This is a genomic window from Nostocoides japonicum T1-X7, assembly GCF_001046855.1.
Lineage (GTDB): Bacteria > Actinomycetota > Actinomycetes > Actinomycetales > Dermatophilaceae > Nostocoides > Nostocoides japonicum.
The window spans coordinates 3261354-3283986 of record NZ_HF570958.1 but is presented as its reverse complement, the minus strand read 5'-3'; the positions used below and the strand labels follow the sequence as shown (position 1 = coordinate 3283986).

The following is a 22633-nucleotide window of genomic DNA, read 5'->3' as shown; positions in this document are numbered from 1 at the left end:
GCCTGGTCCGCGGCCGTCGACCAGCGCCCCGCCGCCGTCGCCCTCCCGCGGACCGTCTCCGAGGTGAGCCGCGTCGTCCGGACCGCCGCGTCGGTCGGCCTCCACGTCGCGCCGCAGAGCACCGGCCACAACGCGGCACCGCTGGCCGCGCAGGGTCTGGAGCGCACCGTCCTCCTGCGGACCTCCACCATGCGGGCGGTGACCGTCGACCCCGAGCGCCGCATCGCTCGCATCGAGGGCGGCGCCCTGTGGCAGGACGTCGTCGATGCCGCGGCCCCGCACGGCCTCGCCGCCCTCCACGGGTCCGCCCCGGACGTCGGGGTCGCCGGCTACTCCCTCGGCGGCGGCATCGGCTGGTACGCCCGCCGGCTCGGCATGGCGACCAACAGCATCACCGCCGCCGAGATCGTGACGGCCGACGGCGCCCTCGTCCGCGCCGACCGCCGCAACCACCCGGACCTCTTCTGGGCGGTCCGCGGCGGAGGTGGCAGCTTCGGCGTCGTCGTCGCCATCGAGATGCGCCTCTACGAGATCGAGGACGCGTATGCGGGGATGCTCGTCTGGGACGTCTCCGAGGCCGAGCGGGTCCTCACCACGTGGGCGGACTGGGCCGTCGGCGCCCCCGACGCCGTCACGACGTCGTTCCGCATGCTCAACGTCCCGCCGCTTCCGGACGTCCCGGAGCCGCTGCGGGGCCGCTCGATCGTCGTCATCGACGGGGCGGTCCTCGGCACCGACGAGGAGGGCGAGCGGATCCTCGCCCGGCTGCGAGCGCTCGGTCCGGAGATCGACACCTTCGGCCGGGTCCCCGCGCCGAGCCTCACCCGGCTCCACATGGACCCGGAGGGCCCCACGCCGTTCACGGGCGAGACGACGATGCTGCGGGAGCTCACCCCGGAGGCCATCGCCGCCTTCCTCGCGACCGTGCCGACCGGCCCGGGGGCACCGCTGCTGTTCGCCGAGCTGCGCCAGCTCGGCGGAGCCCTCGGGCGTCGTGCCGAGGGGGCCGGCGTGCTCCCTCGCCTCGACGGTGCCTTCCTCGGGTTCGCCGGCGGCATGGCCCTGACACCGCAGATGGGCGCGGCGGCCCACGCCGCGGCCGAGGGGGTCGTGGCGGCGCTCGCGCCGTGGTCCTCCGGCTCGACGTACCTCAACTTCGCCGAGACGTCCGCCGACGTCCGCTCCGCCTACCCGGGGTGGTCCTGGCTGCAGCTCAAGGGCATCCGGTCGGCATACGACCCGACCGGGGTGTTCGTCGCGAACCACCGGATCCCGCGCCTGTGGGAGGCCGGCCGGCCGACGGCCTGACCGAGAAGCCGGTCGACGGGCGGGCCCGCCTGTCGCGAGCCCGCCCGTCGCGGACTCACCCGTCGACCGACTCACCCGTCCGGCACACCCCACAGCACAAGAATGCCGGACGGACCGCATTCCGCCCGTTCGGCCATTCCGGGGGCGGGGGATGCCCGGCGGGCGGGTCACGTGGGCGCCACCGGCCCCGGCACTGCCCTTATGCTCCCCGCGTGGAGCTCGCAGTGCTCGGGCCGGTGCTCGTCGTCCGGGACGGTGATCCCGTCGATCTCGGCACCCGCAAGCAGCGCGCCCTCGTCGCTGCGCTCGGCATGGCCCGGGGACGTCCCGTCTCCGTCGACACGATCGTCGACCTCCTCTGGGGCGACGCTGCGCCGCCGGGCGTCGCCGGGACCCTCCAGGCCTACGTCGCGGGGCTGCGCCGCGCCCTCGAGCCCGACCGGCCCGCCCGCGCACCCGCCCGGGTCCTCGTCACGGTCCCGCCGGGGTACGCGCTCCGCCTTCCCGACCGCTCCATCGACGCGGTGCGCGTCGACCACGTCGTCGCGGAGGCACACCGCGTCCTCGCGTCGCTCGGCAGCCTCGGTGCTCCACGGACCGTCGACAGTGCGGCCCTCGAGCACTGGGCCGGCGAGCTGACCGCCGCCCTCGCGCTGTGGCGGGGTGAGCCGTATGCCGACCTCGGCGACTCGCAGTCCGTCGTCGCCGAGCGCGCCCGTCTCGAGGAACTGCGGCTCGTCGCTCTCGAGGACCTCGCCGTCGCCCGACTGGCCCTCGGCCGACACGGCACGGTGGCCGCCGATCTCGAGCAGCTCACCGCCGCCCATCCCCTCCGCGAACGTCTCTGGGGGCTGCGGGCCCTCGCCCTCACCCGGTCGGGGCGGCAGGCGGAGGCGCTCGAGGTCCTGCGCGAGGTCCGTCAGCTCCTCGACGACGAGCTCGGCATCGAGCCGAGTCCCGAGCTGCGGCAGCTGCAGACCGCCGTCCTGCGGCAGGACCCCGTCCTCGAGTGGACCCCACCACCCTCGGCCCCCGTCTCCGCGGTTCCCGGACCGCCTCTCCCCGCCACTCCAGGCTCCGGCTCGCCCCATCCCGGAGACGTCCCACCCGATCAGGACCCGGCATCCAGGTCCGGCAGCCCTCCCGCATCCGCACCGGATCCGGCCGCTCCTGGGGACATCCGACCCGATCCGGCGCAGGTGTCCGGGCCCGACGCTCGCTCGTCCGCGGTCCAGGCGATCCGCGGGCCGCGCCACGGCCCGAGCGGGCCGCTGTGGCCGCTCGTCGGGCGGGACGCCCAGCTCGACGCTCTCGTCGCCACTCTCGAGGCGTCCGAAGAGGGTCCGGCCTTCGCATACCTCGTCGGCGACCCGGGCATCGGGAAGAGCCGCCTCGCCGCCGAGCTCGCCGCCCACGCCGAGTCGTCCGGAGTGACGGTCAGCGTCGGTCGGTGCTCGCAGGACGAGGGCGCCCCGCCGCTGCGGCCCTGGCGCGACATCATCCTCGGCCTCGGCGCCGACCTCCCCGACCTCGGCGAGGAGCACGTCGACGGCGCCCAGTTCCGGGCGTGGGACGCCATCGTGTCGGCCGTCCTCGAGGTCGCCCGGGACCGTCCCGTCCTCCTCGTCGTCGACGACCTGCACTGGGCCTCGCAGTCGACCTTGCGCACGTTGCGCCTCCTCGTGGAGTCCGCCGAGCGCGGGCGCATCATGGTGGTGCTCACCTGGCGCCGGCATCCGGAGCCGGACGGGCTCCTCGCCGACGTCGCCGAGCTCCTGGCGCGCCGCCACGCCCTGCGGATCGAGCTGCGTGGGCTCGGCGCCGACGCTGCCGGCGATGTCGTCGAAGCGGTCGTCGGCATGCGTCCGTCCACGCAGGAGGCGGCAGCGTTGCGGGCCCGCACCGACGGGAACCCCTTCTTCCTCGTGGAATACGCGCGGCTGGCCGCCGAGCGCGGCGACCTCGGCGACCTCCTCCACGAGGACAGCCCGCCGGCGGCCGTTCAGGACGTCCTCCGCCGTCGGCTGACGCGCCTGCCGGTCGACACCCTCGGGATCCTGCGGACGGCAGCGGTCATCGGCCGCGACGTCGACATCGCGACCCTGGCGCGCGCCGAGGCGACCGACGCCGACACCCTGCTGGACCTCCTCGAGCCGGCTCGGATCGCGGGTCTCGTGCGCGACGAGGGCGACGACCGGTACGCCTTCTCCCACGCCCTCGTCGTCGACACCCTCCGGGCCGGGGTACCGCCCTCTCGGCTCGCCCGCAGCCACGTGAAGGTGGCGCAGGCCTTGGAGGGCACCGGCCGCGCCTCGGAGCTGGCGCGGCACTGGCTCGCGGCCGGACCCGCATACGCGACCCCCGCTCGGCAGGCGACGGTCGCCGCGGCGTCGGCCGCTCGGGGGGTTCACGCGCACGAGGAGGCGACCGAGCTCCTCCTGCGCGCGCTCGACATCGCCCCGCACGACCCGACGGCCACCCTCCGGGATCGGTACGACCTGCTCATGCTCCTCGTCGAGAGCTACCGCTGGCGCACGCTGTGGCCCCAGCTCGTCGCGACGATCGAGGAGGCCATCGAGGTCGCCGAGGAGATCGGGGACCCGGACCTCGTCGGAGGGGCCGCGATCTCGATGACGGTCGGCGGCCTGTGGCGCTCGGCCCCGGCCGGCGAGGTCAACCCGGTGGTCGTCGACGCCCTTCGCCGGACCCTCGACGCGCTGCCCGAGGGCGACGGGCCCCTCCGCTGCAGAGTCATGGCGAGCCTCGCCAACGAGACCTTCTACGCCGCGAGCCACGGCGAGCGCCGCGCACTCCTCGAGGAGTCCCTCGCGATGGCCCGGCGGCTCGGCGACCGACGACTGCTCCTCGACGTGTGCCAGATCCTCACCGTCACCCTCTCCGAGCCGGACGCCGCGCCCGAGCGGCTGGAGCGGATCACCGAGGCGGTCGCGCTGAGTGCCGCCCTCGGCGGGGGATGGCCGTGGGTCGTGTCGACGATCCTGCGCGCCGCCACCCTCAACGAGCTCGGCCTCGTCGACGAGCTGTGGGTCGCCGTCGAGGAGGGGCGCCAGGAGGCCGAGCGGCTGAAGATCCCCTTCGGTCACCTGGTCCTCGACACCCTCGAGCTGCCGTGGCGGGCGATGGCCGGCGACTCCGGCCGGTGCGAGGAGCTGCTCGCCTCGATCCGGCGCGGCCAGACACTGCTCGCCATCCCCCAGGACGACGACGCGATCGGCAGCGTCCTGCTCAGCCTGCGCGCCTGGCAGGGACGCCTCGACGAGGCCGTCGATATCGCCGTCTCGTATGCCGAGCTGCAGCCGCCGAACGCGTCGATCTCCCCCGTCGTCGCGGGACTCATGTCCCGGGCGGGCCGCCTCGAGGAGGCCCGCTCGTTCCTCGAGGCGCATCCGTTCGACCACGCCGACGACCACTGGCACGTCGTCCTCGGGCTGTGCTTCCTCGCCGAGACGGGCCTCGCACTCGGGCGTCCCGACCTCGCCGCGCCCGCGTACGAGGAGCTCGCCCCGCTGGCCGGCCGGGTGTGCTGCGCCGGGTCGGCTCTCGCGTTCGGCCCGGTCGACGCGTTCCTCGCCCTCGCGGCCGCGGCGACCGGCGAGACCGCCCTCGCGAGCCGCCACGCCGACGCTGCTCTCGCGCTGTGCGAGGCGTGGGACATCCCGCTCGCCGCCCGATGGCTCGTCGAGCTGCGCGAGCGACACGCGTTCTGACGCCCCGCCTCGCCCGACGACAACACCTCGGCACGTGCAGGCCCCCTCCCCGCACGTGCCGAGTTGATGCTGTCCAGCACCCCGCCCGACGACAACAACTCGGCACGTGCAGCCCCCCTTCCCGCACGTGCCGAGTTGATGCTGTCCAGCGCCCCGCCCGACGACAACACCTCGGCACGTGCGGGCTTGCCGTGGTCCCGAAGCCCGCTAAGCGGCATACCGGAAGATGGCGCGCTCCCGGCGAGCGAAGCGGCCAGCGGTCAACCGGTGGATGAGCCGCATGGCGACCGGGGCGTCGGCGAGCAGCTGGTCGCGGACGGTGTCGGGGAGCTCGTGGCCCACCCAGGGCACGAGGAAGACGACGCGCGACAGCGACATCTTCGCGGCGAACGCGGTCTCCTCCACGTGGGTCCAGTCGGCCTGCGTGAGGTGGCGCTGGACGAGGGCCATGGCCGCGGTCTCCTCGTGGGCCAGATGCCGGCCGAGGCTCTCGCGGGCGGCGACGAGCCGGACGACGAGCGCGGCCCGGGCGTCCTCGTCCGCATGGTCGGCGAGCCGCGTGAGCCCTGCGGCGCAGGCGGTCAGCAGCGGGTCGATCTCCTCGTGCTCGGCCTCCATCGCGTCGAGGGTCGCGACGTCCTCCGGGGCGGACCGTTCACGCAGCAGCGGCCACAGACCGGTGTCCTCGCCGGAGTGATGGTGGTGCAGCGCCCAGCCGAACTGCTCGAACCGCGCCGAGAGGGCCCGCCAGGTGGTGCGCTCCTCGAGCGGGGTGTGCGCCGCCGCGGAGGCGAAGGCGCGCAGGTCGCGCCGGAAGGCGTGGTGCAGGACGTACATCATGTGGACGTCGACGGGGCCTTCGGGGGCCGCCGCCTGTCCGGGGAGCAGGAGCTGGGTCGTGGTCGTGTGCGTCGTCATGTGTCCAGCGTGTGGGGAGCCCCTTGGGGAACGCTTCGGACGGACTTGGGGCGGGGACCGTGACGGCGGAACGCGCCGGTCGCCGAGACTGCGACATCAGGGCGGCCCACGGATCGCGAGGCCCGACGGCATGACCGCTCCACGGAGCCCGCGGCCCCGCGGCCGGTCACCCGCTGGGCCGCGGGCTCCGGCGGCTGGCTAGTCTGGCTGCTCGTGCCGACGCCCGCCATGAGCCTGCTGCTCGTGGCCGGAGGGGTCCTCGCCGGCATCATCGGCACGGCGGGCGGGATCACCTCCCTCGTGTCCTATCCCGTCCTCCTCGTGGCGGGCCTCTCGCCGTTCGCGGCGAACGTCGCCAACCTCGTCGCCCTCGTCGCCTGCTGGCCGGCGTCCGCGGCGGTCTCGCGCCGCGAGGTCGCCGAGCAGCGGCGTTGGCTCCCCGCGGGGCTCGTCGCTGCGGGCGTCGGCGGGGCGGCCGGCACCGTGCTGCTGCTCACGACCCCGTCGGAGGTCTTCGACCGCGTCGTCCCGGCCCTCGTCGCGCTCGGGTCGATCACCCTCCTCGGCCAGCCGGCCCTCACGACGCACGTCCACCGGGCCTCCGGCGGGCGCGGCGCGCCGGCCGGCGTGAGCCTCGCCGTCGTCGCCGTCGTCTCGATCTACGGGGGCTATTTCGGCGCCGGCTCGGGCGTCATGCTCCTCGCGACGGCGCTCATCCTCCTCGACGGCCGGATGCCGGTCGCGAACGCGGTGAAGAACATGCTCGCCGGCGCCTCCACCGCGGCCTCGGCGGTCGTCCTCCTCGTCGCCGGACCCGTCGACTGGGGGGCCGTCGTCCCGTTGGCGGCCGGGTTGTTCCTCGGGAGCCTCATCGGGCCCGTCCTCGCCCGGCGCCTCCCCTCGGTGGTGATCCGGTATGCCGTCGCCCTCCTCGGCTTCGTCCTCGCGGTCCGCCTCGCCTTCGGCTGACAGCCGCCGACCGCCACCGACCGATCACCCGGGCGGGGGTGTCGGGGTGGCCGGCCGCAAGACCTCACGGCCTCAGGAGTCGGACGACAGCACAGGGCGACCGTCGAGCGAGCGGACGACCGTCAGGGCGACGGCGTCAGACGGCGGACCTGCGCTGCGCGATCTGCCAGCGGATGCCGGCCTCGATGAAGCCGTCGATGTCGCCGTCGAAGACCGCGGAGGGGTTCCCGGTCTCGTACTCGGTCCGCAGGTCCTTGACCATCTGGTAGGGGTTGAGGACATAGGAGCGCATCTGGTCGCCCCAGCTCGCCTTGACGTCGCCCGCCATCTCCTTCTTCGCCGCCGCCTCCTCGGCCTTCTTCAGCAGCAGGAGCCGCGACTGGAGGACGCGCAGGGCGGCGGCGCGGTTCTGGATCTGGGACTTCTCGTTCTGCATCGACACGACGATGCCGGTCGGGAGGTGGGTCATCCGGACCGCGGAGTCGGTCGTGTTGACGCTCTGCCCTCCGGGCCCGCTGGAGCGGAAGACGTCGACCTTGATCTCGTTGTCGGGGATCTCGATGTGGTCGGTCGACTCGATGAGCGGGATGACCTCGACGGCGGCGAAGCTGGTCTGCCGGCGTCCCTGGTTGTCGAACGGGCTGATCCGGACCAGCCGGTGGGTGCCGCCCTCGACGGACAGGTGGCCGAAGGCATACGGCGCGTTGACCTCGAAGGTCGCGCTCTTCAGCCCGGCCTCCTCCGCATACGAGGTATCCATGACCTTCGTCGGGTAGTCGTGCCGCTCGGCCCAGCGCAGGTACATCCGCATGAGCATCTCCGCGAAGTCGGCCGCGTCGACGCCACCGGCCCCGGACCGGATGGTGACGACCGCCTCGCGCTCGTCGTACTCCCCGGACAGGAGGGTCCGGACCTCGAGCTCGCCGACGGCCTTGCGGACCGCGCCGAGCTCCTTCTCCGCCTCGACGAGCGTGTCGGCGTCGTCCTCCTCCTGCCCGAGCTCGACGAGCGCCTCGAGGTCGTCGACGCGGGTGTCCATCCCGGTCACCCGGTCGTACTCGGCCTTCGCGCGGGACAGGTCGGACGTGACGCGCTGGGCCTTCTCCTGGTCGTCCCAGAGGTCGGGAGCGCTCGCCTGCTTCTCCAGGTCCTCGATCCTGGCCTGCAGCGAGGTCAGGTCGGTGACCTCGCGCACCGAGTCCATCGTCGCGCGTAGGTCCTTGATCTCCTGGGTGAAGTCGACAGCCACGAGGGTCAAGCCTAACGGCCGGTATGCCGTGCCCTCGCCAGCCGATCCGGCCCTCCGTCGGCGCAGCGTCGGTGTCGTCGACCCCGGGCACCCTGTGCGGGCGCGCCCGACGATCAGGTCCGGTCGTCCCTCAGGACGGGCAGCTCGACGAACTCCCTCGTCCCCGTGAGGGGCAGGATGAGCCGGGGCAGCAACGGCATCCGAGCCATCCCCTCCTCCGTCGTGAGGGGACGCGGGGCACCGACGCGGTGCCACTCCCCCTTGAACAGCAGCCGTCCGCCGCCGGCAGCCTCGAGGTTGCGCAGCCAGTCGGTCCTCGGCCCGTACGTCAGCGCGAGGGTGAAGACGTCCCCGTGCCGGAACGCGTTGACCGGGGTCTGCCGCACGGTCCCGCTCCTGCGGCCGACATGCTCGACGCGGGCGAACGCGCCGTGGCCGCCGAGGTGGATGAGCACCTTGTTGGGTCCGGCCTTGTTGATGCGGCGCATGGCGTCGGGCATGACCATGACCCCACCGTATGCCGGGGCACGGCAGGCCGCGCGGGCTCAGGTCGGTGTTCCGGGACGGAGCGACGGCTCCTCCGGCTCGGCGAGGGAGAGGACGACGCCGACGACGGCGGGGTGCTCGCGCAGCCTCGCCTCGACGTGGGCGAGCCCGTGGGACACCTCGCCCTCCCGCGCGTTCCCCGTGAGGTCGACGGCACCGAAGACGATGACGGTCCCCGCCCCGACGACCATGATCTGCAGCGACGACACGCGCTCCACCTCGGGCTGGGCGAGCAGCCAGCGCAGGACGAGGTCCCGGGCCCGGGGGTCGGCGAGCTGGCCGACGAGGAAGTCCCGGTTGCGCTCGATGAGCAGGATGGCGACGACGCCGAGGAGGAGCCCGACGAGGATCGAGCCGACGGCGTCCGGGACGGAGGACCCGGTCAGCTCGTGGAGTCCGATGCCCACGGCCGCGATGACGATGCCGACGATCGCGGCGGAGTCCTCGAAGAAGACCGCCCGCACCGTCGGGTCGGACGTCGCGATGATGTGGTCGAGGAGGTCCTCGTGGCGCACGTCGGCGGCGGCCCGCGCCTGCCGCCAGGCCTGCAGGAGCGAGGTGCCCTCGAGGACGAAGGAGATCGCGAGGACGACGTAGGCGACGACGAAGGACTCCGCCGCCTCCGGATGCCGCAGCCCCTGGATCCCGTGGGTGACCGACACCCCGGCCCCGACGGCGAACAGGCCGATCGCGGCGAAGAGCGACCAGAAGTAGACCTCGCGGCCGTGTCCGAAGGGATGCTGCTGGTCCGGGGGCTTCGCGGCCCGCCGGTTGGCGATGAGGAGGAACACCTCGTTGCCGGAGTCGGCCCACGAGTGCGCGGCCTCGGCCACCATCGACGCCGAGCCCGTCACGACGGCCGCGGCGGTCTTCGCGAGGGCGATGAGGACGTTGGCGCCGAAGGCGATGAGGACGGTGGAGAGCGACTCGCTCCCGCCCCCGCCACCGGAGCGGGCGGCCAGCTCCTCCCAGGAGTCGCTGCCGCTCCGGTCGACCTCGTGCCCCGGGGCGTCCGCCGGTCCGGATCCGTCGGTCATGGGACCGGCATACCAGACCGGCCGGAGTCCTCGCGAGACCGTCGCGTGCCGAGGGCCTCCTGCGTGACGGACCGCGAGCCCCCGAGGACCTGCGTCAGGGTGCGACGATCGGGTCGGACGGCCACGGTCGCGAGCTCGACGCAGACGACGAGGACCGCGACCCACCCGCTCGTCGGCGCGACGATCGGCAGCCACCGGAGGACGAACCGCACGACGACGGCTCGGGCCCGCGCCGGCCGCGGCGCCGGGGTGGAGGCGTCGCTCGCGGCCTGCTCGTCGGCGGATCGGGCGAGGGCGAGGTGGACGCACGCCTGGCCGATCGACGCGCGGTCGCGACGGACGAGCGGCACGACGAGCAGGAGCGTGACGGCGACGAGGACCGACGCGACCGCCCGGGCGCCGCCTACCGAGTCGACGTCCCGGCCGGTGCCGAGCGCGATGGCGTTGATCACCACCTGGGCGACCGCCGAGACCAGGAGCCAGACGACGAGGTCGATGGTGGCGGCGGTGACTCGGCGACGGACCGTCGGAGGACCGGGATCGGCCCGTCGCGCCGGTTCTCGGTAGGGCAGCACGAAGGAGAGGCCACGGCCGACGAGCCAGCCGAGGCCCGCGCCCATCGTGTTCGTCACGAGGTCGTCGACGTCGGCGACCCGGTAGGGGCAGCGGTAGGCACCCCAGAGGGCGGTGCCCTGGGCCAGCTCGATGACGAGCGAGACGAGCAGGCCCAGTCCGAGGGCCACGACGAGCCGCCGACGGGCCCAGTAGGCCACCAAGAACCCCAGCGGCACGAAGAAGACGACGTTGAAGAGGACCTGGAGGACGGTCCCGCCCGTCAGCGCGTGGAGGCCCGACGCGTCGAGCGCGCCGCCGATGTCGTGCAGCGCCGCCCCGGGGACCAGCTGCCAGTAGTCGAACCGGTTCCGGCTCCGGCAGAAGCCGGCGTCCTCCTGGGGAAGGGGGAACGTCGTGAACGCGACCAGCGCGCAGGCATACAGACCGGTGAGGAGGGCGAGCGCGGTCGGGGCCGGCGCCGCATACCCGAACCGGTCGTAGACGCGCGCGACGAGAGGGGCGAAGGCGACCGGCAGGAGGAGAACGAAGAACCCGACGGAGAGCCCGCCCTGGAAGAGCCACACGTCCACCGTGCGACCCTACGAGACGGCGGGGGCCGGTGCGCGCCGGAAGCCCACTGCGGCCGGCCGAGGACGGTCAGCCCACCTCGAGGAGGCTCAGCGTCGCGATGCGGCCGTCCGCGACGGTCATCCGCGCCATCGTGCCGTGCGGCTGGCGACGCCTGTCGGTCGGCGAGCCGGGGTTCACGTGCCGTTGGCCGGCGTGCGTCTCGTCCCACGGGATGTGGGAGTGCCCGAAGACGACGAGGTCCGCGTCGGGGAACCGCCTTCGCAGGCGCCTGCCTCGCCCGGCCGCCGGACCGCTGTCGTGGACCATCGCGACCCGGAGCCCGTCGAGCGTCGTCTCGACGACCTCCTGCGCACCCCAGGCCGCGACGTCGGGTCCGTCGTTGTTCCCGAGCGCGACGAGGACGGGTGCGTATGCCGCGAGCTCCTCGAGCGTCTCGGCGCGGCACACGTCTCCGGCATGGAGGATGAGGTCCACGCCCTCGAGGGCCGCGGCGACCCGGGGCGGGCAGGCCTTCCAGAACCGCGGCGAGTGCGTGTCGGAGAGGATCGCGACGTCCATGCACCCCATCCTCGCGCCGGCCCGGCCCGACGCGCGCAGCACCCGTGGAGCCGTCGCCGGGCGACGAGCCGTTGCCCCTGGACGACCGGTCAGACCAGCCCGACCTGCAGGGCCAGACGCGTGAGGTCGGCACGGCGCCGGCTGCCGGTCTTGTCGCGGATGCGGTCCAGATGGGAGCGCACCGTGCGGATGCTGATGAACAGCTCGGCGGCGATCTCGGCATCGGTACGACCGCCGGCGACCAGGGTCAGCAGCTCCCGCTCGCGAGGCGTCAACCCGGTGGAGGCAGTGGGGTCGACATGCGGCGGACCGGCGACAGCCATGAGGGAGGCCAGCTCGGCGGCGGCCCCCAGGCACAACCGGGTGCCGCGGCGTTCGGCGGCGTCGGCGGCGTCCGGCCCGAGCAGCGCTCGGGCCTCGCGCAACCCCTCCTCGCGAAGGTGCGACGCGTGGGCCAGCTCGGGCATGAGCGCCGCCTCCCCCAGGGCGCGGCGGGCCTCCCACAGGGTGACGGCCTCGGCCGGCCGGTCGGTCGCGGCGCACAGGTGGGCGCAGTCGTCCAGGCAGTCCAGCACCCGCAGTCGGTCACCGGAACGCATGCTCAGCTGCAGCGACTCGCAGATCGGCGGCCCGGCATGATCGAAGTCGGCGGCCTGCAAGGCGATGTGGGTCGTGAAGTACAGGAAGTCGGCCTCCATGTCCACGTCGCCGGCCCGGCGGGCCGATTCCAGGCCCTCGGCGCAGGTGCGCCCGGCCGGCTCCAACCGGCCCGCGTCGGCGTGGGCGATCGTCAACGCGATCGCCACGCGCCGACTCACCCGGTCGGGCAATCCGGCAGGGTCCACCGTGGCCGCCTCATCGGCCCAGCGGGTCGCCGCCCGATGGTCACCGCCGTAGCTGGCGGCCAGACTGAGCTGGACCAACGCCTGCGCCTCACCCTCCGGGTAGACCAGCCGGCGCGCGAGCCCCAGTGCCGTCTCGGCGTCGTCGGTCGCGTGGGCGAGTCGGGACCGGTTGCGCAGCGTGCCCGAACGGCCGGTCAGCGCGTCGACCAGCCGCGGGGTGGGCGGGGACGAGCCCAATGCCTCGCACACCGTGTCGAAGTGGCGCATCGCGGCGGGCCAGTCGGCGAGACTGTGCGCGAGGCGACCGAGCCACACCTCGGCGGCGAACCACAGCGCGTCGCGGTCGGTTCCGGTCGTCGCCTCCTGGAGCAACGGGTACCCGGTCGGAGCGCGGCCACGGAGCTGGAACCACGGCGCGAGCGCCACCGCGGTGCGTCGCGCCACGGCCGGGTCGTGGTGGAGCGCCCACGACGGTGACTGATCCAGCAGCGGGGCCTCGAGGTCGCACCAGGTCGCGGCGGCGGGTTCGCGGCCCGCGGCACCGATCCCCTCCGAGGCGCGCTCGGCCACCCCCATCGCGTACGCGGCCATCGCGGCCCTCACCTCCTGCTCGGCCTCCTCGACGGCGAGCTGCTCGCGGGCGAAGCTCGCGACGGCCTCCGGCATCCGGTACCTCGACCGACCGTCCCGGCAGACCGTGGGGGGTGTGACGAGGGAGCAGTCCACGAGCCCCGGCACGCCCTCACGTGCCTGACCTCCCGCGACGGCCTCGGCCGCCTCGAGCGTGAACCGCCCGGGGAGGACTGCCACGTGACGCAGCACCCGCTGTTGCGAGCGGCTCAGCAGCTGGTAGCTCCAGTCGATCGTCGCCCGGAGCGACCGGTGCCGGGCCGGTGCGTCGCGGGCCCCGGAGGTCAGCACCGCCAGCGGCTGCTCCAGCTGCTCGGCCAGCCCGGTCAGTCCGAGCGACTCGCAACGGGCGGCGGCCAGCTCGATGGCCAGCGGCAGGCCGTCGAGCCGCGCCACGATCCGGGCCACCGTCGGCGCGGTGTCCGTCGTCACCGTGAAGGTGGGGTCGACCAGCTGTGCCCGGTCGGCGAACAGCCGCACCCCGTCGGCCACCTCCCCGGGTGCCCCGGTCGCCTCGGTCGCCCCGCTCGCCTCGGGCACTCCCGACGCCTCGGGCACTCCGGTCGCCTCGGGCACCTCGGCGGCGAGGGGACCGAGCCGCAGTCGCGCCTCACCGGCCACGCCGACCGGCTCCCGGCTCGTCGCGAGGATCCGCACCTCGTCGCTGCCGGCGAGCAGCAGGCTGCACAGGCCGGCGACCGCATCGACGACGTGCTCGCAGTTGTCCAGCACCAGCACCCCGGGCTCCTGGGCCAGCACCGTGATGATCGACTCCACGACCGATCGGCCCGGCCGCTGCCGGCAGCCCAGGCACGCCGCCACCGCCGCCGGCACCTGCTCGGGGTCCTCGACCGCGGCGAGCTGCACCACCCAGACCCGCGCATCCGAGCCGGTCGCGAGCCGGTCCGCGACCTCGGCCGCCACCCGGGTCTTGCCGATCCCTCCCGGACCCGTCACGGTCACGAGCCGGTGCCTCTCCAGCGACTCGGCCACCTCGGCGATCTCGCCGTCGCGCCCGACGAGACTCGTCAGCGCAGGCGGGAACACGCCCACGCCGTCCGCGGGTCCCGCAGCCATGTGCCGACCGTCCTCACTGCGCGCTCGAGTGATCTGCGACCAGCCTGCTCCTGCTCGGTGTCCGTCGGCCACCTCGGGGGGCCCACCTCGGCGTTCCGGCGCTCCTGGTGCGGCACAGTGGAGACCATGGCGCACCGCATACCGGCCCCATGGGTCATGGTGACGGTGGCGAGTCTGGCATGACGATCCCCGACGGCGTCGTCGCATACCTGCTCGCCCGCGAGCCCGTCTTCGACCGCCCGGAGATCATCTGGGACGAGATGTCCTTCGACGCCGAGATCGCCCCGGACTTCCATGAGATCAGCGCCTCCGGTCGGTGCTACGAGCGCGAGGCGATCAAGGAGATCGTCCTCGGACGCCTGGCTGGGACGCACGCCCGGTCGCTCGCCGGCGGATACCGGATCGAGCACGCCGACGTCCGCGAGCTGGCGACCGGGCTCGTCCAGGTCCAGTACACCTTGCACGCCGAGGGTCGGGTGACCCGGAGATCGACGCTCTACCGCCTGACGACACGCTGGCAGGCCGTGTTCCATCAAGGGACCGTGGTGGCCCGCGATCGCTGAACGCCACGCCCCGGGGTAGATCTACCCCGGCCCGTGGCGCTCCCCCGGAAGGGGCACTTCGCCCTCTGACCCTCGACTCCTCCGACAGGCAGCCTGAATCGGGAACACCCCGACACCGCCCGTACAGGAGGAATCATGAACATCTCCCCCACCATCCACAACGAGCTGGCCAGGCAACGGCAGCGGCATCTCGTCGTCGCCGCAGAGCAGTACCGGGCCGGCCACGAACAGCCGGCACAGCCGCCCCGTCGGCTCGGGACGACCCGGCGCGAACAGCAGCACGTGCCGTCCGACGTCGCCTCCACCGGCCGACGCCGTCTGCCTCGCTGGCTCCCTCGCCTGCGAAGTCGCCGAGTGAGCCGGAGCGGGCCGGCTCGGCCGTCCGGGCTCGGCGTCACGGCCGCGTCCTCCACGTCGTGCTCCGAGCCGGAGCAGCAGCCGGCCAGGGAGGTGAGCCGGACGTGACGACCCACCCGTATCGCCTCGACGACGCCTCCGGGCCGGACGGTGACCACGCGGTCCGGGCTCCCGCCCCTGCGAAGCGGGCGGGGCCCGGGTGGTGGTCGCGGACGGCCCCTGTCCTGCTCCTGGCGCTCATCGCGCCGTTGGTCGCCGAGTTCCTCCTCGGAGACGTGACGCTGGCGTCGCTGGGCGCGTTGATCGTGTTCGTGCCGCTCTACGGTGCCGGTGCCCTGCGGATCCGCAAGGTCGTGCGCCGCCGCCATGGGGGCTGGCCAGCCATCGCCGTGCTCGCCGGCGCCTTCGGCCTGATCGAGGAGGGACTGGCGACCCAGTCGCTGTTCAACCCGTCCTACGCGCACGCGCACCTGCTCGCGTCCGGGTACCTGCCCGCCCTGGGGATCGCCGTCCCCTAGACGGTGCACGTGCTGTCCCTGCACGTCATCTGGAGCATCTGCACCCCCATCGCCCTCGTCGAGTGTCTCTTCCCCGCCCGGCGCGCGTCCTCCTGGCTGACCACTCCGGGCCTCGTCGTCACGTCGCTCGTCTACGGGATCGGCGTGGCAGCGACCGCCCTGGTGACCAGGAGCACCTACCCGTACGGGGCGCCGCCCGCCTGGCTCGCCGCCGTGGCGCTGGCCGTGGCGCTGGCCGTGGCGCTGGCCGTGGCGCTGGCCGTGGCCGGTCTCGTCGCCGTGGGTCTCACCCTGGCGAGCCGGCACCCGGCGCGCTCGGCGAGCAGGTGGCAACAGGCATACGCCTCGCGACGCACTCCGGCACCCTGGGTCGTCGGGATCACGGCTGCCCTCGTCGCCAGCGTGGTCGTCGTCGCCGCGCGGATTCCCAGCGCCATGGGCAGCACCGCGTGGCGCGCGTTCACCACGGTGCCCGCCTTCGACCCCGCGCCGATCGCGCTCGTCCGCGTGAGCAACGCCGTCTTCGCCGGCCTGGCCCTCCTGGCGGTGCTGGTCGCCGCCAGGCGCTCGACCGCAGCCGGGCCGGTCCTACCAGGCTCGTGGGGTTCCCGATGAGCACCACCCGATGCGGTATGCGACGGCCGAGAATCGGTTCCGGCCGGGCCATCGTGCGCGCTGCAATCATTGCATGATGCAATAGTATGGCTCCCGTCAGGCTCAGGCCGGGGGGCCCGGCCGAGGTCGTGGCGGCGCGTGGGGCCCGTCACGGCCTCGGCCGCAGGATGTCGATGCCGCGCAACACGGGTGCCTCGGGACGACGTCCGCGGGACCCGCCGATCCTCGGGTCCGGATGCCCATCGAGCCTCGCATCCGGACGCCCATCCCTCCCTGTGACCTTCGGGCCCGTCCGGGCCGTCAGTCGTCGACGGCCTCGGTCACGCTCTCGCCCGTCGGGTCCTCGGCCGTGCGGTCCTCGAGCTCCGTGCCGCCCAACGGCTCGCTGACCCACCGCTCGAGCGACCATGCCGCGCCCGGCCGCCCGTCGAGGACGGCCATGCCGGTGTTCATGAGCCGCAGGTCGTTCGCCCTCCCCGGATCGAGGCCGACGAGAGCCGTGGTGACGTACCGGATGACGGCGCCGTGGGAGAAGACGGCGACCGTCGCATCGGCGTCATACCGGCTCGTCGCGTCGCCGAGGGCGGCCAGATAGCGGTCGAGCACCTCCCGACCCGACTCGCCGCCCGGCATTCGACGCTCGACCTCTCCGTGCATCCAGGCCGCGATGGTCTCGACATAGGTGCGGACGGCCTGCTCGTCGGTCCGCATCTCCAGGTCGCCCGCCGACACCTCCTCGAAGCCGTCGACGACCTCGACCGTCGTCGCGAGAGCGGCCGCCAGCGGCGTCGCCGTCTGCTGGGTCCGGACGAGCCGTGAGGCGTGCACTCCCGCGATCGGCTCGCCGGCCAGGACGTCGGCGACCGCCGCCGCCTGCAGTCGACCCAGCGGGGTGAGGTCGAACCCGGGGTATGCCGTGTCGAGGGCACCCGCCGTGTTGCCGGGGGTCTGGCCGTGGCGGACGAGGAGGAGACGCACCCCGCGATCCTATGGAGGCGAGGCGACCGCCCGGTCGGTGGGAGCGCGTCCAGCGGAGCGCCGGCATACCGGATCCCCGAGGTCGAGGCGCTCGGGAGGCGGCCCCTTGGGCCGCCGGGGACCGCGGTCCGGAGGCTCGGGGCTGTGGACAACCGTTTGCCCGGTCGCGGCTCGGCTGCTTTGATCGTCCCCACGCGGGGTGGAGGGACCCTGCGAAAGGGGTGGACATGGATGCCGTCATGACCGTCGAGAGCGAGGTCCGGGAGCTCATCCGGCGCTCGGGGCTCGATCCTGCCCGCGACCAGGCGGCCGTGCAGCGGCTGGTCCGGGACGCCGTCGCCGACTACGACGAGCGCGCGCTCTCCGGCGGCCTGCCGTCGCTCGGCGACCCCGGGCTGGCCGCCAAGGCCGTCTGGGACACCGTCGCCGGCTTCGGACCGCTCCAGCAGTACTTCGACGATCCGGACATCGAGGAGATCTGGATCAACGAGCCGTCACGGGTGTTCGTGGCCCGCGGCGGGCTCGCCGAGCTGACGACGACCATCCTCACGGCCGACGAGGTCCGTGACCTCGTCGAGCGGATGCTCAAGTCCTCCGGACGCCGCGTCGACCTCAGCTCGCCCTTCGTCGACGCCGTGCTGCCCGACGGCTCCCGGCTCCACGTCGTCATTCCCGACATCACGCGGGAGAGCTGGTTCGTCAACATCCGCAAGTTCGTCGTCCGGGCCGACCACCTCGACGACCTCGTCCGGCTCGGCACGCTGACCCGGCCGGCCGCCCGCTTCCTCGAGGCGGCCGTCGCGTCCGGTCTCAACCTTCTCGTCTCCGGGGGCACCCAGGCGGGCAAGACGACCCTGCTCAACTGCCTCGCCTCCGCCATCCCGCCCCGCGACCGGGTCGTCACGTGCGAGGAGGTCTTCGAGCTGAAGATCCCGCTCCGGGATGTCGCCTCCATGCAGTGCCGCCAGCCGAGCCTCGAGGGCACCGGCGAGGTCCCCTTGCGCCGACTCGTCAAGGAGGCCCTGCGGATGCGTCCGAGCCGCATCCTGGTCGGAGAGGTTCGCCAGGCCGAGAGCCTCGACCTCCTCATCGCCCTCAACAGCGGACTTCCCGGCATGTGCACCATCCACGCCAACAGCGCCCGCGAGGCGGTCACCAAGATGTGCACGCTGCCGCTGCTCGCCGGGGAGAACGTCAGCAGCCGGTTCGTCGTGCCGACCGTCGCCTCGTCCATCGACATCGTCATCCACGCCGCGCTCGAGCACGACGGTGTGCGGCGGGTCCGGGAGATCGCCGCCGTCCCGGGGCGCATCGAGGGCGACGTCGTGGAGATCGCCGACGTGTTCGTCACCCGGAACGGTCGGCTGGTCCGGGGCGGCGGCTTCCCGCCGCACGAGGACCGCTTTCGGCGTGCCGGCTACGACCTCGCGGCGCTCCTCGCGGCCGACGGGTCTCCCGGCGACCCAGGACCGGTCGTGGCAGGGGAGGAGTCGTGAACGGGCTGCTCGTCGGACTGCTCCTCGGCTCCGGGCTCTTCCTCGTCTGGTGGTCGTGCTGGGAGCCGGAGCCGCCCGGATCCGGGAGGGACGGGGGGCCGCACTGGCTGCGCCGCCTCGGCGACGACATCGCCGAGGCGGGGTACGAGTCGCTGAGCACGCGGATGCTCCTCACCGCGTGCGTCATCGCCTTCGCCTTCGTCTTCCTCATCGCGTATGCGATCTCCTCGGTCCCGGCGATCGCGTTCTGCTTCGCCGCGATGGCCGGCTACGCGCCGGTCGCCCTCGTGCGGATGCGGGCCCGCAAACGCCGGGCCAGGCTGCGCGACCTGTGGCCCGACGTCGTCGACAACGTCACGTCCGCGGTCCGTGCGGGAATGGCGCTGCCCGAGGCGCTGTCCCAGCTCGCGGTCCGGGGCCCGGAGGAGCTGCGACCGGCCTTCGCGGCATTCGGGCACGACTACCGGACGACGGGCCGGTTCACCGAATGCCTCGACCTGCTCAAGGTCCGCCTCGGCGACCCGGTCGGGGACCGGCTCGTCGAGTCGTTGCGCATCGCTCGAGAGGTGGGCGGCTCGGACCTCGGGCACCTGCTCCGGACGCTGTCCCAGTTCCTCCGGGAGGATGCCCGGACCCGGGCCGAGCTCGAGGCACGCCAGTCGTGGACGGTCAACGCCGCGAAGCTGGCCTGCGCGGCGCCGTGGATCGTTCTCGCCATGCTGTCGACCCGGCCCGAGGCCGTGGCCGCCTACTCGACGAGGACGGGTGCGCTCATCCTCGCCTTCGGAGCCGTGCTCAGCGTCGTCGCATACCGCGTCATGATGCGGGTCGGCCGGCTCCCGGTCGAGGATCGGGTCCTGCGATGAGCGGCCTCGCGTGGTCGCCGACGGGGGCGCTCGTCGGCGTGCTCGCGGGCGTGGGCCTGCTCCTCGCATACGCCGGTCTGCCGATGCGCAACAGGCCGGGCCTCTCCGCCCGCCTCGACCCCTACCTCCAGGACACCCCACGGCCCTCGCGACTCCTCGCCGGGGAGACTCGGCAGCGCGGCTTCCTCGCCACCCTCCTCGGGCCGGTCCTCACCGACCTGGCGCACCGGGTCGACCGCATCCTCGGGGGCGCGCCGTCCGTGCGTCGCCGGCAGCTGCGGGCCGGGCTGGCACCCGATGTCGACCGGTTCCGCGCCGAGCAGGTGCTGTGGGCTGTGCCGGGCGCCGTCGTCGGAGCCGGCGCCGGACTGCTCCTCGGCGCGGGGCGGTCCTCCGCCGTCGTCCCGACCGTGCTGCTGACCGTCGTCGGTCTCGGGCTCGGACTCGTCGCCAAGGACCAGGCCCTCTCCCACCAGGCCAACCGGCGTGAGCAGCGGATGCTCATGGAGTTCCCCACGATCGCCGAGCTCCTGGCTCTCGCGGTCGCCGCCGGCGAGGGTGCCGTCGGCGCCCTGGAGCGAGTGTGCCGGCTGTCGCAGGGCGAGCTGTCGACCGAGCTCAACCGGTGTCTCGCCGACGCGCGCGCCGGAGCGAACCTGCCGTCGGCGCTCCAGGGGCTCGCCGACCGCACCGGCCTGGCGAGCCTCGCCCGGTTCGTCGACGGCATCGTCGTGGCCGTCGAGCGGGGGACGCCCCTCGCCGACGTGCTCCGGGCGCAGGCCCAGGACGTCCGGGAGGACGGCCGCCGTCAGCTCATGGAGGAAGGCGGTCGCAAGGAGATCGCGATGATGGTCCCGGTCGTCTTCCTCATCCTGCCCATCACCGTTCTCTTCGCCGTGTACCCGGGGTTCACGTTCCTCAGCTTCTCGCTTTGACCTCTCCGCTGTGACGCGAGGGCGTCACAGGAACCGAAAGGAAGACCGACCATGACGACGACCGCCACCCGGCTCTACGTCCGCACCCGCCTCGTGACCCACGAGCGGCTCCGCAGGCTCGCCGATCCCGCCGAGCGGGAGCGCGGTGACGTCCCCGGCTGGGTGTTCGTCACCCTCATGACCGCCGGCCTCGTCGCGGCGCTGTGGGCCCTCGCGAGCGGACAGCTCCAGGCGCTCTTCTCCCGCGCGCTCGCCTCCGTCACCGGTCCCTGACGGTGTCGCCCGCGCCCTCGGGCGCCGAGCGGCCACCGCCCCGCCTGCCGGGAGGGTCCGAGGCCGGTGCCGCCGTCACCGACTTCGTCATGGTCTCGGGACTGCTCACGCTCCTGTTCGTCGCGGTCCTCCAGCTCGGCGTCGCCCTCCACGTCCGGAACACGCTCATCTCGTGCGCATCCGAGGGAGCCCGGCTCGGCGCCCGCGCGGACGCGTCGCCGGGCGACGGAGCGGCCCGCGCCCGCCTGCTCATCTCCCGCGCCATCTCGGACGCGTATGCCCGCGACGTCAGCGCCGGTGTCGAGACGGCCGATGGCGTCCAGGTCGTCGTCGTCCGGGTCCACGCGCCCATGCCGGTCATCGGGCTCCTCGGGCCCCACGACCTCGAGGTCGCCGGCCGCGCCTTCGCGGAGGGCCAGTGAGGCGGCTCGTGGAGCACGTCCGGCGGCGACTGCGCGACGAGAGCGGCTCCGCGGTCGTCGAGTTCGTCACCCTCGGCGTCGTGCTCCTCATCCCTCTCGTCTACCTCGTCATGTTCATGGGCCGCCTCCAGGCCGGTTCGTATGCCGTCGCCGCCGCGGCGAGGGAGGCCGGCCGTTCCTATGTGAGCGCCGCGGACCCGGCGAGCGCTCCGGGACGCGCCCAGGCGGCCGCCCGTCTCTCGTTCGAGGACCAGGGCTTCACCCGCGAGACGTCGCTCGCCGTGACCTGCGACGGTTCGCCGTGCCTGCGGCCCGAGGGCCGGGTCTCCGCGACGGCGCGCGTCGTCGTGCCGCTGCCCCTCGTGCCGGGCTTCGTCCGCTCCCTCGTCCCGCTGCAGGTCCCGGTGTCGGCGACCCATGTCAGCACGGTCGACCGCTTCCGAGGCGCGCCATGATCCTTCGTCGCCGGATATCCTCCGTCGGCGCGGAACCGGCCCGCCGTGGACCTCATCGCGTCGGGTCGCCCCGCGCGCAGCGTGGCGCCACCCCGATCGCCCGGGGGAGACCGTGCCTGCGCCGTCGGGTGACGGCGCAGGACGGGCAGATCTCGCTGCTCATCCTCGGGTTCGCCGTCATCGTCATGTCGCTCGTCGTCGGGGGCATCGCCGTCACGAGTGCCCAGCTGTCGCGGATGGAGCTCTACGACGTCGCCGACGCGGCCGCGCTCGACGCCGCCGACTCCATCGACGCGAGCGCCTACACGACAGGGGTGGCCGACACCGTTCCGCTCGCCGACGCCTCCGTGCAGCGGTCGGCGGCCGTCTACGTCGGCTCACTGCCACTGCCCCACGGCATCCAGGCCTGGTCGCTCGAGCCAGGCACCGGGTCGCCGGACGGACGCACCGCCGTCGTGCGGATGCGCGCCACGGCAGACCTGCCGCTCGTCGGTGGGCTTGTGCGCTCCCTCGGCGGCAGTGTGACGATCACCGTCGAGTCCCGCGCCCGGGCCGGTGTCGACCCGTAGCCGCGCCACGGACGGGTGTCGTCGGTGGCCCGCCACTCCCCTCGTCACGGGCGGTCGCCGACGCCGGACCTCGCCTCAGGCGATCGGTCACGGTCGCTCCCACATCACGCGGGCGCCTCCCGGCGCGCGACCCGCAATACTGACGGGGTGCAGGATGCCGACACCGACACGCTCGTCTCGGCGCTCCTCACGGCGTCCCGAGCCCTCGTCGGCGTGTCCGTCCGATCGCTCGGCGACGTCGAGGACACCGTCACGCCCATCCAGTTCCGCACGATGATCGTGCTCTCCGCCCACGGCGACAGCAGCCTCGTCGCGCTGGCCGGCCTCCTCGGCGTCAATCCCTCGACGGCCCAGCGCCAGGTCGACCGGCTCGTCGGTATGCGACTCGTGGAGCGCGCAGAGAACCCCGGGAACCGTCGTGAGGTGCGGCTCGTGCTGAGTCGCCGGGGTGCCGGCCTCGTGGCTCGCGTCATGCGGCGCCGGCGGGAGGCGATCACCCGGATCGTCGAGGCGATGCCGCGGAGCGAGCTGGGGGCGCTCGTCACGGCCCTCGAGGCGTTCTCGGCGGCCGCCGG

23 protein-coding genes are annotated in these 22633 nt (G+C 73.8%); 15 read left to right on the top strand and 8 right to left on the bottom strand.

The window, feature by feature from the left end; all coding sequences use genetic code 11:
- Both BN12_RS14845 and BN12_RS14840 read left to right on the top strand, forming a co-directional pair.
- Positions 1-1308 (top strand): FAD-binding oxidoreductase (locus tag BN12_RS14845; protein WP_048556447.1); only part of this gene is annotated, 1308 nt, incomplete at its 5' end.
- 212 nt (positions 1309-1520) lie between these two features.
- On the top strand, positions 1521-5036 hold the full coding sequence (locus tag BN12_RS14840; protein ID WP_162233087.1) for an AfsR/SARP family transcriptional regulator: 3516 nt from the start codon (positions 1521-1523) through the stop codon (positions 5034-5036).
- A gap of 207 nt (positions 5037-5243) precedes the next feature.
- Here the strand turns inward: BN12_RS14840 and BN12_RS14835 are convergent, their stop codons facing one another.
- The gene (locus tag BN12_RS14835; protein WP_048553638.1) at positions 5244-5954 is read right to left on the bottom strand and encodes a hemerythrin domain-containing protein; all 711 of its coding nucleotides are present in this window, start codon (positions 5952-5954) and stop codon (positions 5244-5246) included.
- Between the two features lie 213 nt (positions 5955-6167).
- On the opposite strand from BN12_RS14835, the gene BN12_RS14830 reads away from it, so the two are divergent.
- Complete coding sequence (locus tag BN12_RS14830; protein WP_157635510.1) at positions 6168-6923, top strand: sulfite exporter TauE/SafE family protein; 756 nt, start codon at positions 6168-6170, stop codon at positions 6921-6923.
- Positions 6924-7059: 136 nt separating this feature from the next.
- On the opposite strand, the gene prfB is transcribed toward BN12_RS14830, so the two are convergent.
- The 6 genes from prfB to BN12_RS26210 all read right to left on the bottom strand — a co-directional run bounded on the left by prfB (position 7060) and on the right by BN12_RS26210 (position 14011).
- Positions 7060-8172 (bottom strand): peptide chain release factor 2, encoded by a 1113-nt coding sequence (gene prfB / locus BN12_RS14825; RefSeq protein ID WP_048553635.1) that lies wholly within the window; start codon positions 8170-8172, stop codon positions 7060-7062.
- Positions 8173-8285: 113 nt separating this feature from the next.
- Complete coding sequence (locus tag BN12_RS14820; RefSeq protein ID WP_048553633.1) at positions 8286-8678, bottom strand: nitroreductase family deazaflavin-dependent oxidoreductase; 393 nt, start codon at positions 8676-8678, stop codon at positions 8286-8288.
- A 39-nt stretch (positions 8679-8717) separates the two neighbouring features.
- A complete protein-coding gene (locus BN12_RS14815) occupies positions 8718-9755 on the bottom strand; it encodes a cation diffusion facilitator family transporter (RefSeq protein ID WP_083454667.1) in 1038 nt (345 codons plus the stop codon).
- Positions 9752-10900 carry a VanZ family protein gene (locus tag BN12_RS14810; RefSeq protein WP_157635509.1) on the bottom strand — a complete coding sequence of 383 codons (1149 nt, stop codon included), beginning with the start codon at positions 10898-10900 and terminating at the stop codon, positions 9752-9754. The genes BN12_RS14815 and BN12_RS14810 overlap by 4 nt, the downstream gene beginning before the upstream one ends.
- Positions 10901-10967: 67 nt before the next feature.
- Positions 10968-11459 (bottom strand): metallophosphoesterase family protein, encoded by a 492-nt coding sequence (locus tag BN12_RS14805; RefSeq protein WP_048553622.1) that lies wholly within the window; start codon positions 11457-11459, stop codon positions 10968-10970.
- Positions 11460-11548: 89 nt separating this feature from the next.
- Complete coding sequence (locus BN12_RS26210) at positions 11549-14011, bottom strand: ATP-binding protein (RefSeq protein WP_048553620.1); 2463 nt, start codon at positions 14009-14011, stop codon at positions 11549-11551.
- Between the two features lie 179 nt (positions 14012-14190).
- Here BN12_RS26210 and BN12_RS14795 point away from each other — a divergent pair, with 179 nt between their 5' ends.
- The 4 genes from BN12_RS14795 (at position 14191) to BN12_RS14780 (ending at position 16064) form a co-directional block, all read left to right on the top strand.
- Positions 14191-14574 carry a hypothetical protein gene (locus BN12_RS14795; protein ID WP_048553618.1) on the top strand — a complete coding sequence of 128 codons (384 nt, stop codon included), beginning with the start codon at positions 14191-14193 and terminating at the stop codon, positions 14572-14574.
- A gap of 135 nt (positions 14575-14709) precedes the next feature.
- Positions 14710-15039, top strand: a complete 330-nt coding sequence (locus tag BN12_RS14790) for a hypothetical protein (protein ID WP_048553617.1) — start codon at positions 14710-14712, stop codon at positions 15037-15039.
- Positions 15036-15449: a hypothetical protein gene (locus BN12_RS14785; RefSeq protein WP_048553614.1), complete on the top strand. Its 414-nt coding sequence runs from the start codon at positions 15036-15038 to the stop codon at positions 15447-15449. Before BN12_RS14790 ends, BN12_RS14785 begins: the two co-directional genes overlap by 4 nt.
- Before the next feature lie 9 nt (positions 15450-15458).
- A complete protein-coding gene (locus BN12_RS14780) occupies positions 15459-16064 on the top strand; it encodes a hypothetical protein (protein WP_157635508.1) in 606 nt (201 codons plus the stop codon).
- A gap of 300 nt (positions 16065-16364) precedes the next feature.
- On the opposite strand, the gene BN12_RS14775 is transcribed toward BN12_RS14780, so the two are convergent.
- Positions 16365-17042 (bottom strand): histidine phosphatase family protein, encoded by a 678-nt coding sequence (locus tag BN12_RS14775; protein WP_048553612.1) that lies wholly within the window; start codon positions 17040-17042, stop codon positions 16365-16367.
- Positions 17043-17269: 227 nt separating this feature from the next.
- Here BN12_RS14775 and BN12_RS14770 point away from each other — a divergent pair, with 227 nt between their 5' ends.
- The 8 genes from BN12_RS14770 to BN12_RS14735 form a co-directional block, all read left to right on the top strand.
- Positions 17270-18538, top strand: coding sequence for a CpaF family protein (locus tag BN12_RS14770; RefSeq protein WP_048553610.1), 1269 nt, complete (start codon positions 17270-17272; stop codon positions 18536-18538).
- Complete coding sequence (locus BN12_RS14765; protein ID WP_048553608.1) at positions 18535-19404, top strand: type II secretion system F family protein; 870 nt, start codon at positions 18535-18537, stop codon at positions 19402-19404. The genes BN12_RS14770 and BN12_RS14765 overlap by 4 nt, the downstream gene beginning before the upstream one ends.
- A complete protein-coding gene (locus tag BN12_RS14760) occupies positions 19401-20339 on the top strand; it encodes a type II secretion system F family protein (protein ID WP_048553606.1) in 939 nt (312 codons plus the stop codon). The genes BN12_RS14765 and BN12_RS14760 overlap by 4 nt, the downstream gene beginning before the upstream one ends.
- Before the next feature lie 51 nt (positions 20340-20390).
- Complete coding sequence (locus BN12_RS14755) at positions 20391-20612, top strand: hypothetical protein (RefSeq protein WP_235432420.1); 222 nt, start codon at positions 20391-20393, stop codon at positions 20610-20612.
- Positions 20613-20614: 2 nt separating this feature from the next.
- A complete protein-coding gene (locus tag BN12_RS14750; RefSeq protein WP_327152658.1) occupies positions 20615-21034 on the top strand; it encodes a TadE family protein in 420 nt (139 codons plus the stop codon).
- The gene (locus tag BN12_RS14745) at positions 21031-21489 is read left to right on the top strand and encodes a pilus assembly protein TadE (RefSeq protein ID WP_048553589.1); all 459 of its coding nucleotides are present in this window, start codon (positions 21031-21033) and stop codon (positions 21487-21489) included. The genes BN12_RS14750 and BN12_RS14745 overlap by 4 nt, the downstream gene beginning before the upstream one ends.
- A 128-nt stretch (positions 21490-21617) precedes the next feature.
- A complete protein-coding gene (locus tag BN12_RS14740) occupies positions 21618-22058 on the top strand; it encodes a pilus assembly protein TadG-related protein (protein WP_235432419.1) in 441 nt (146 codons plus the stop codon).
- Positions 22059-22205: 147 nt separating this feature from the next.
- Positions 22206-22633: MarR family winged helix-turn-helix transcriptional regulator (locus BN12_RS14735; protein WP_048556442.1), on the top strand; the 428-nt coding region annotated here is incomplete at its 3' end.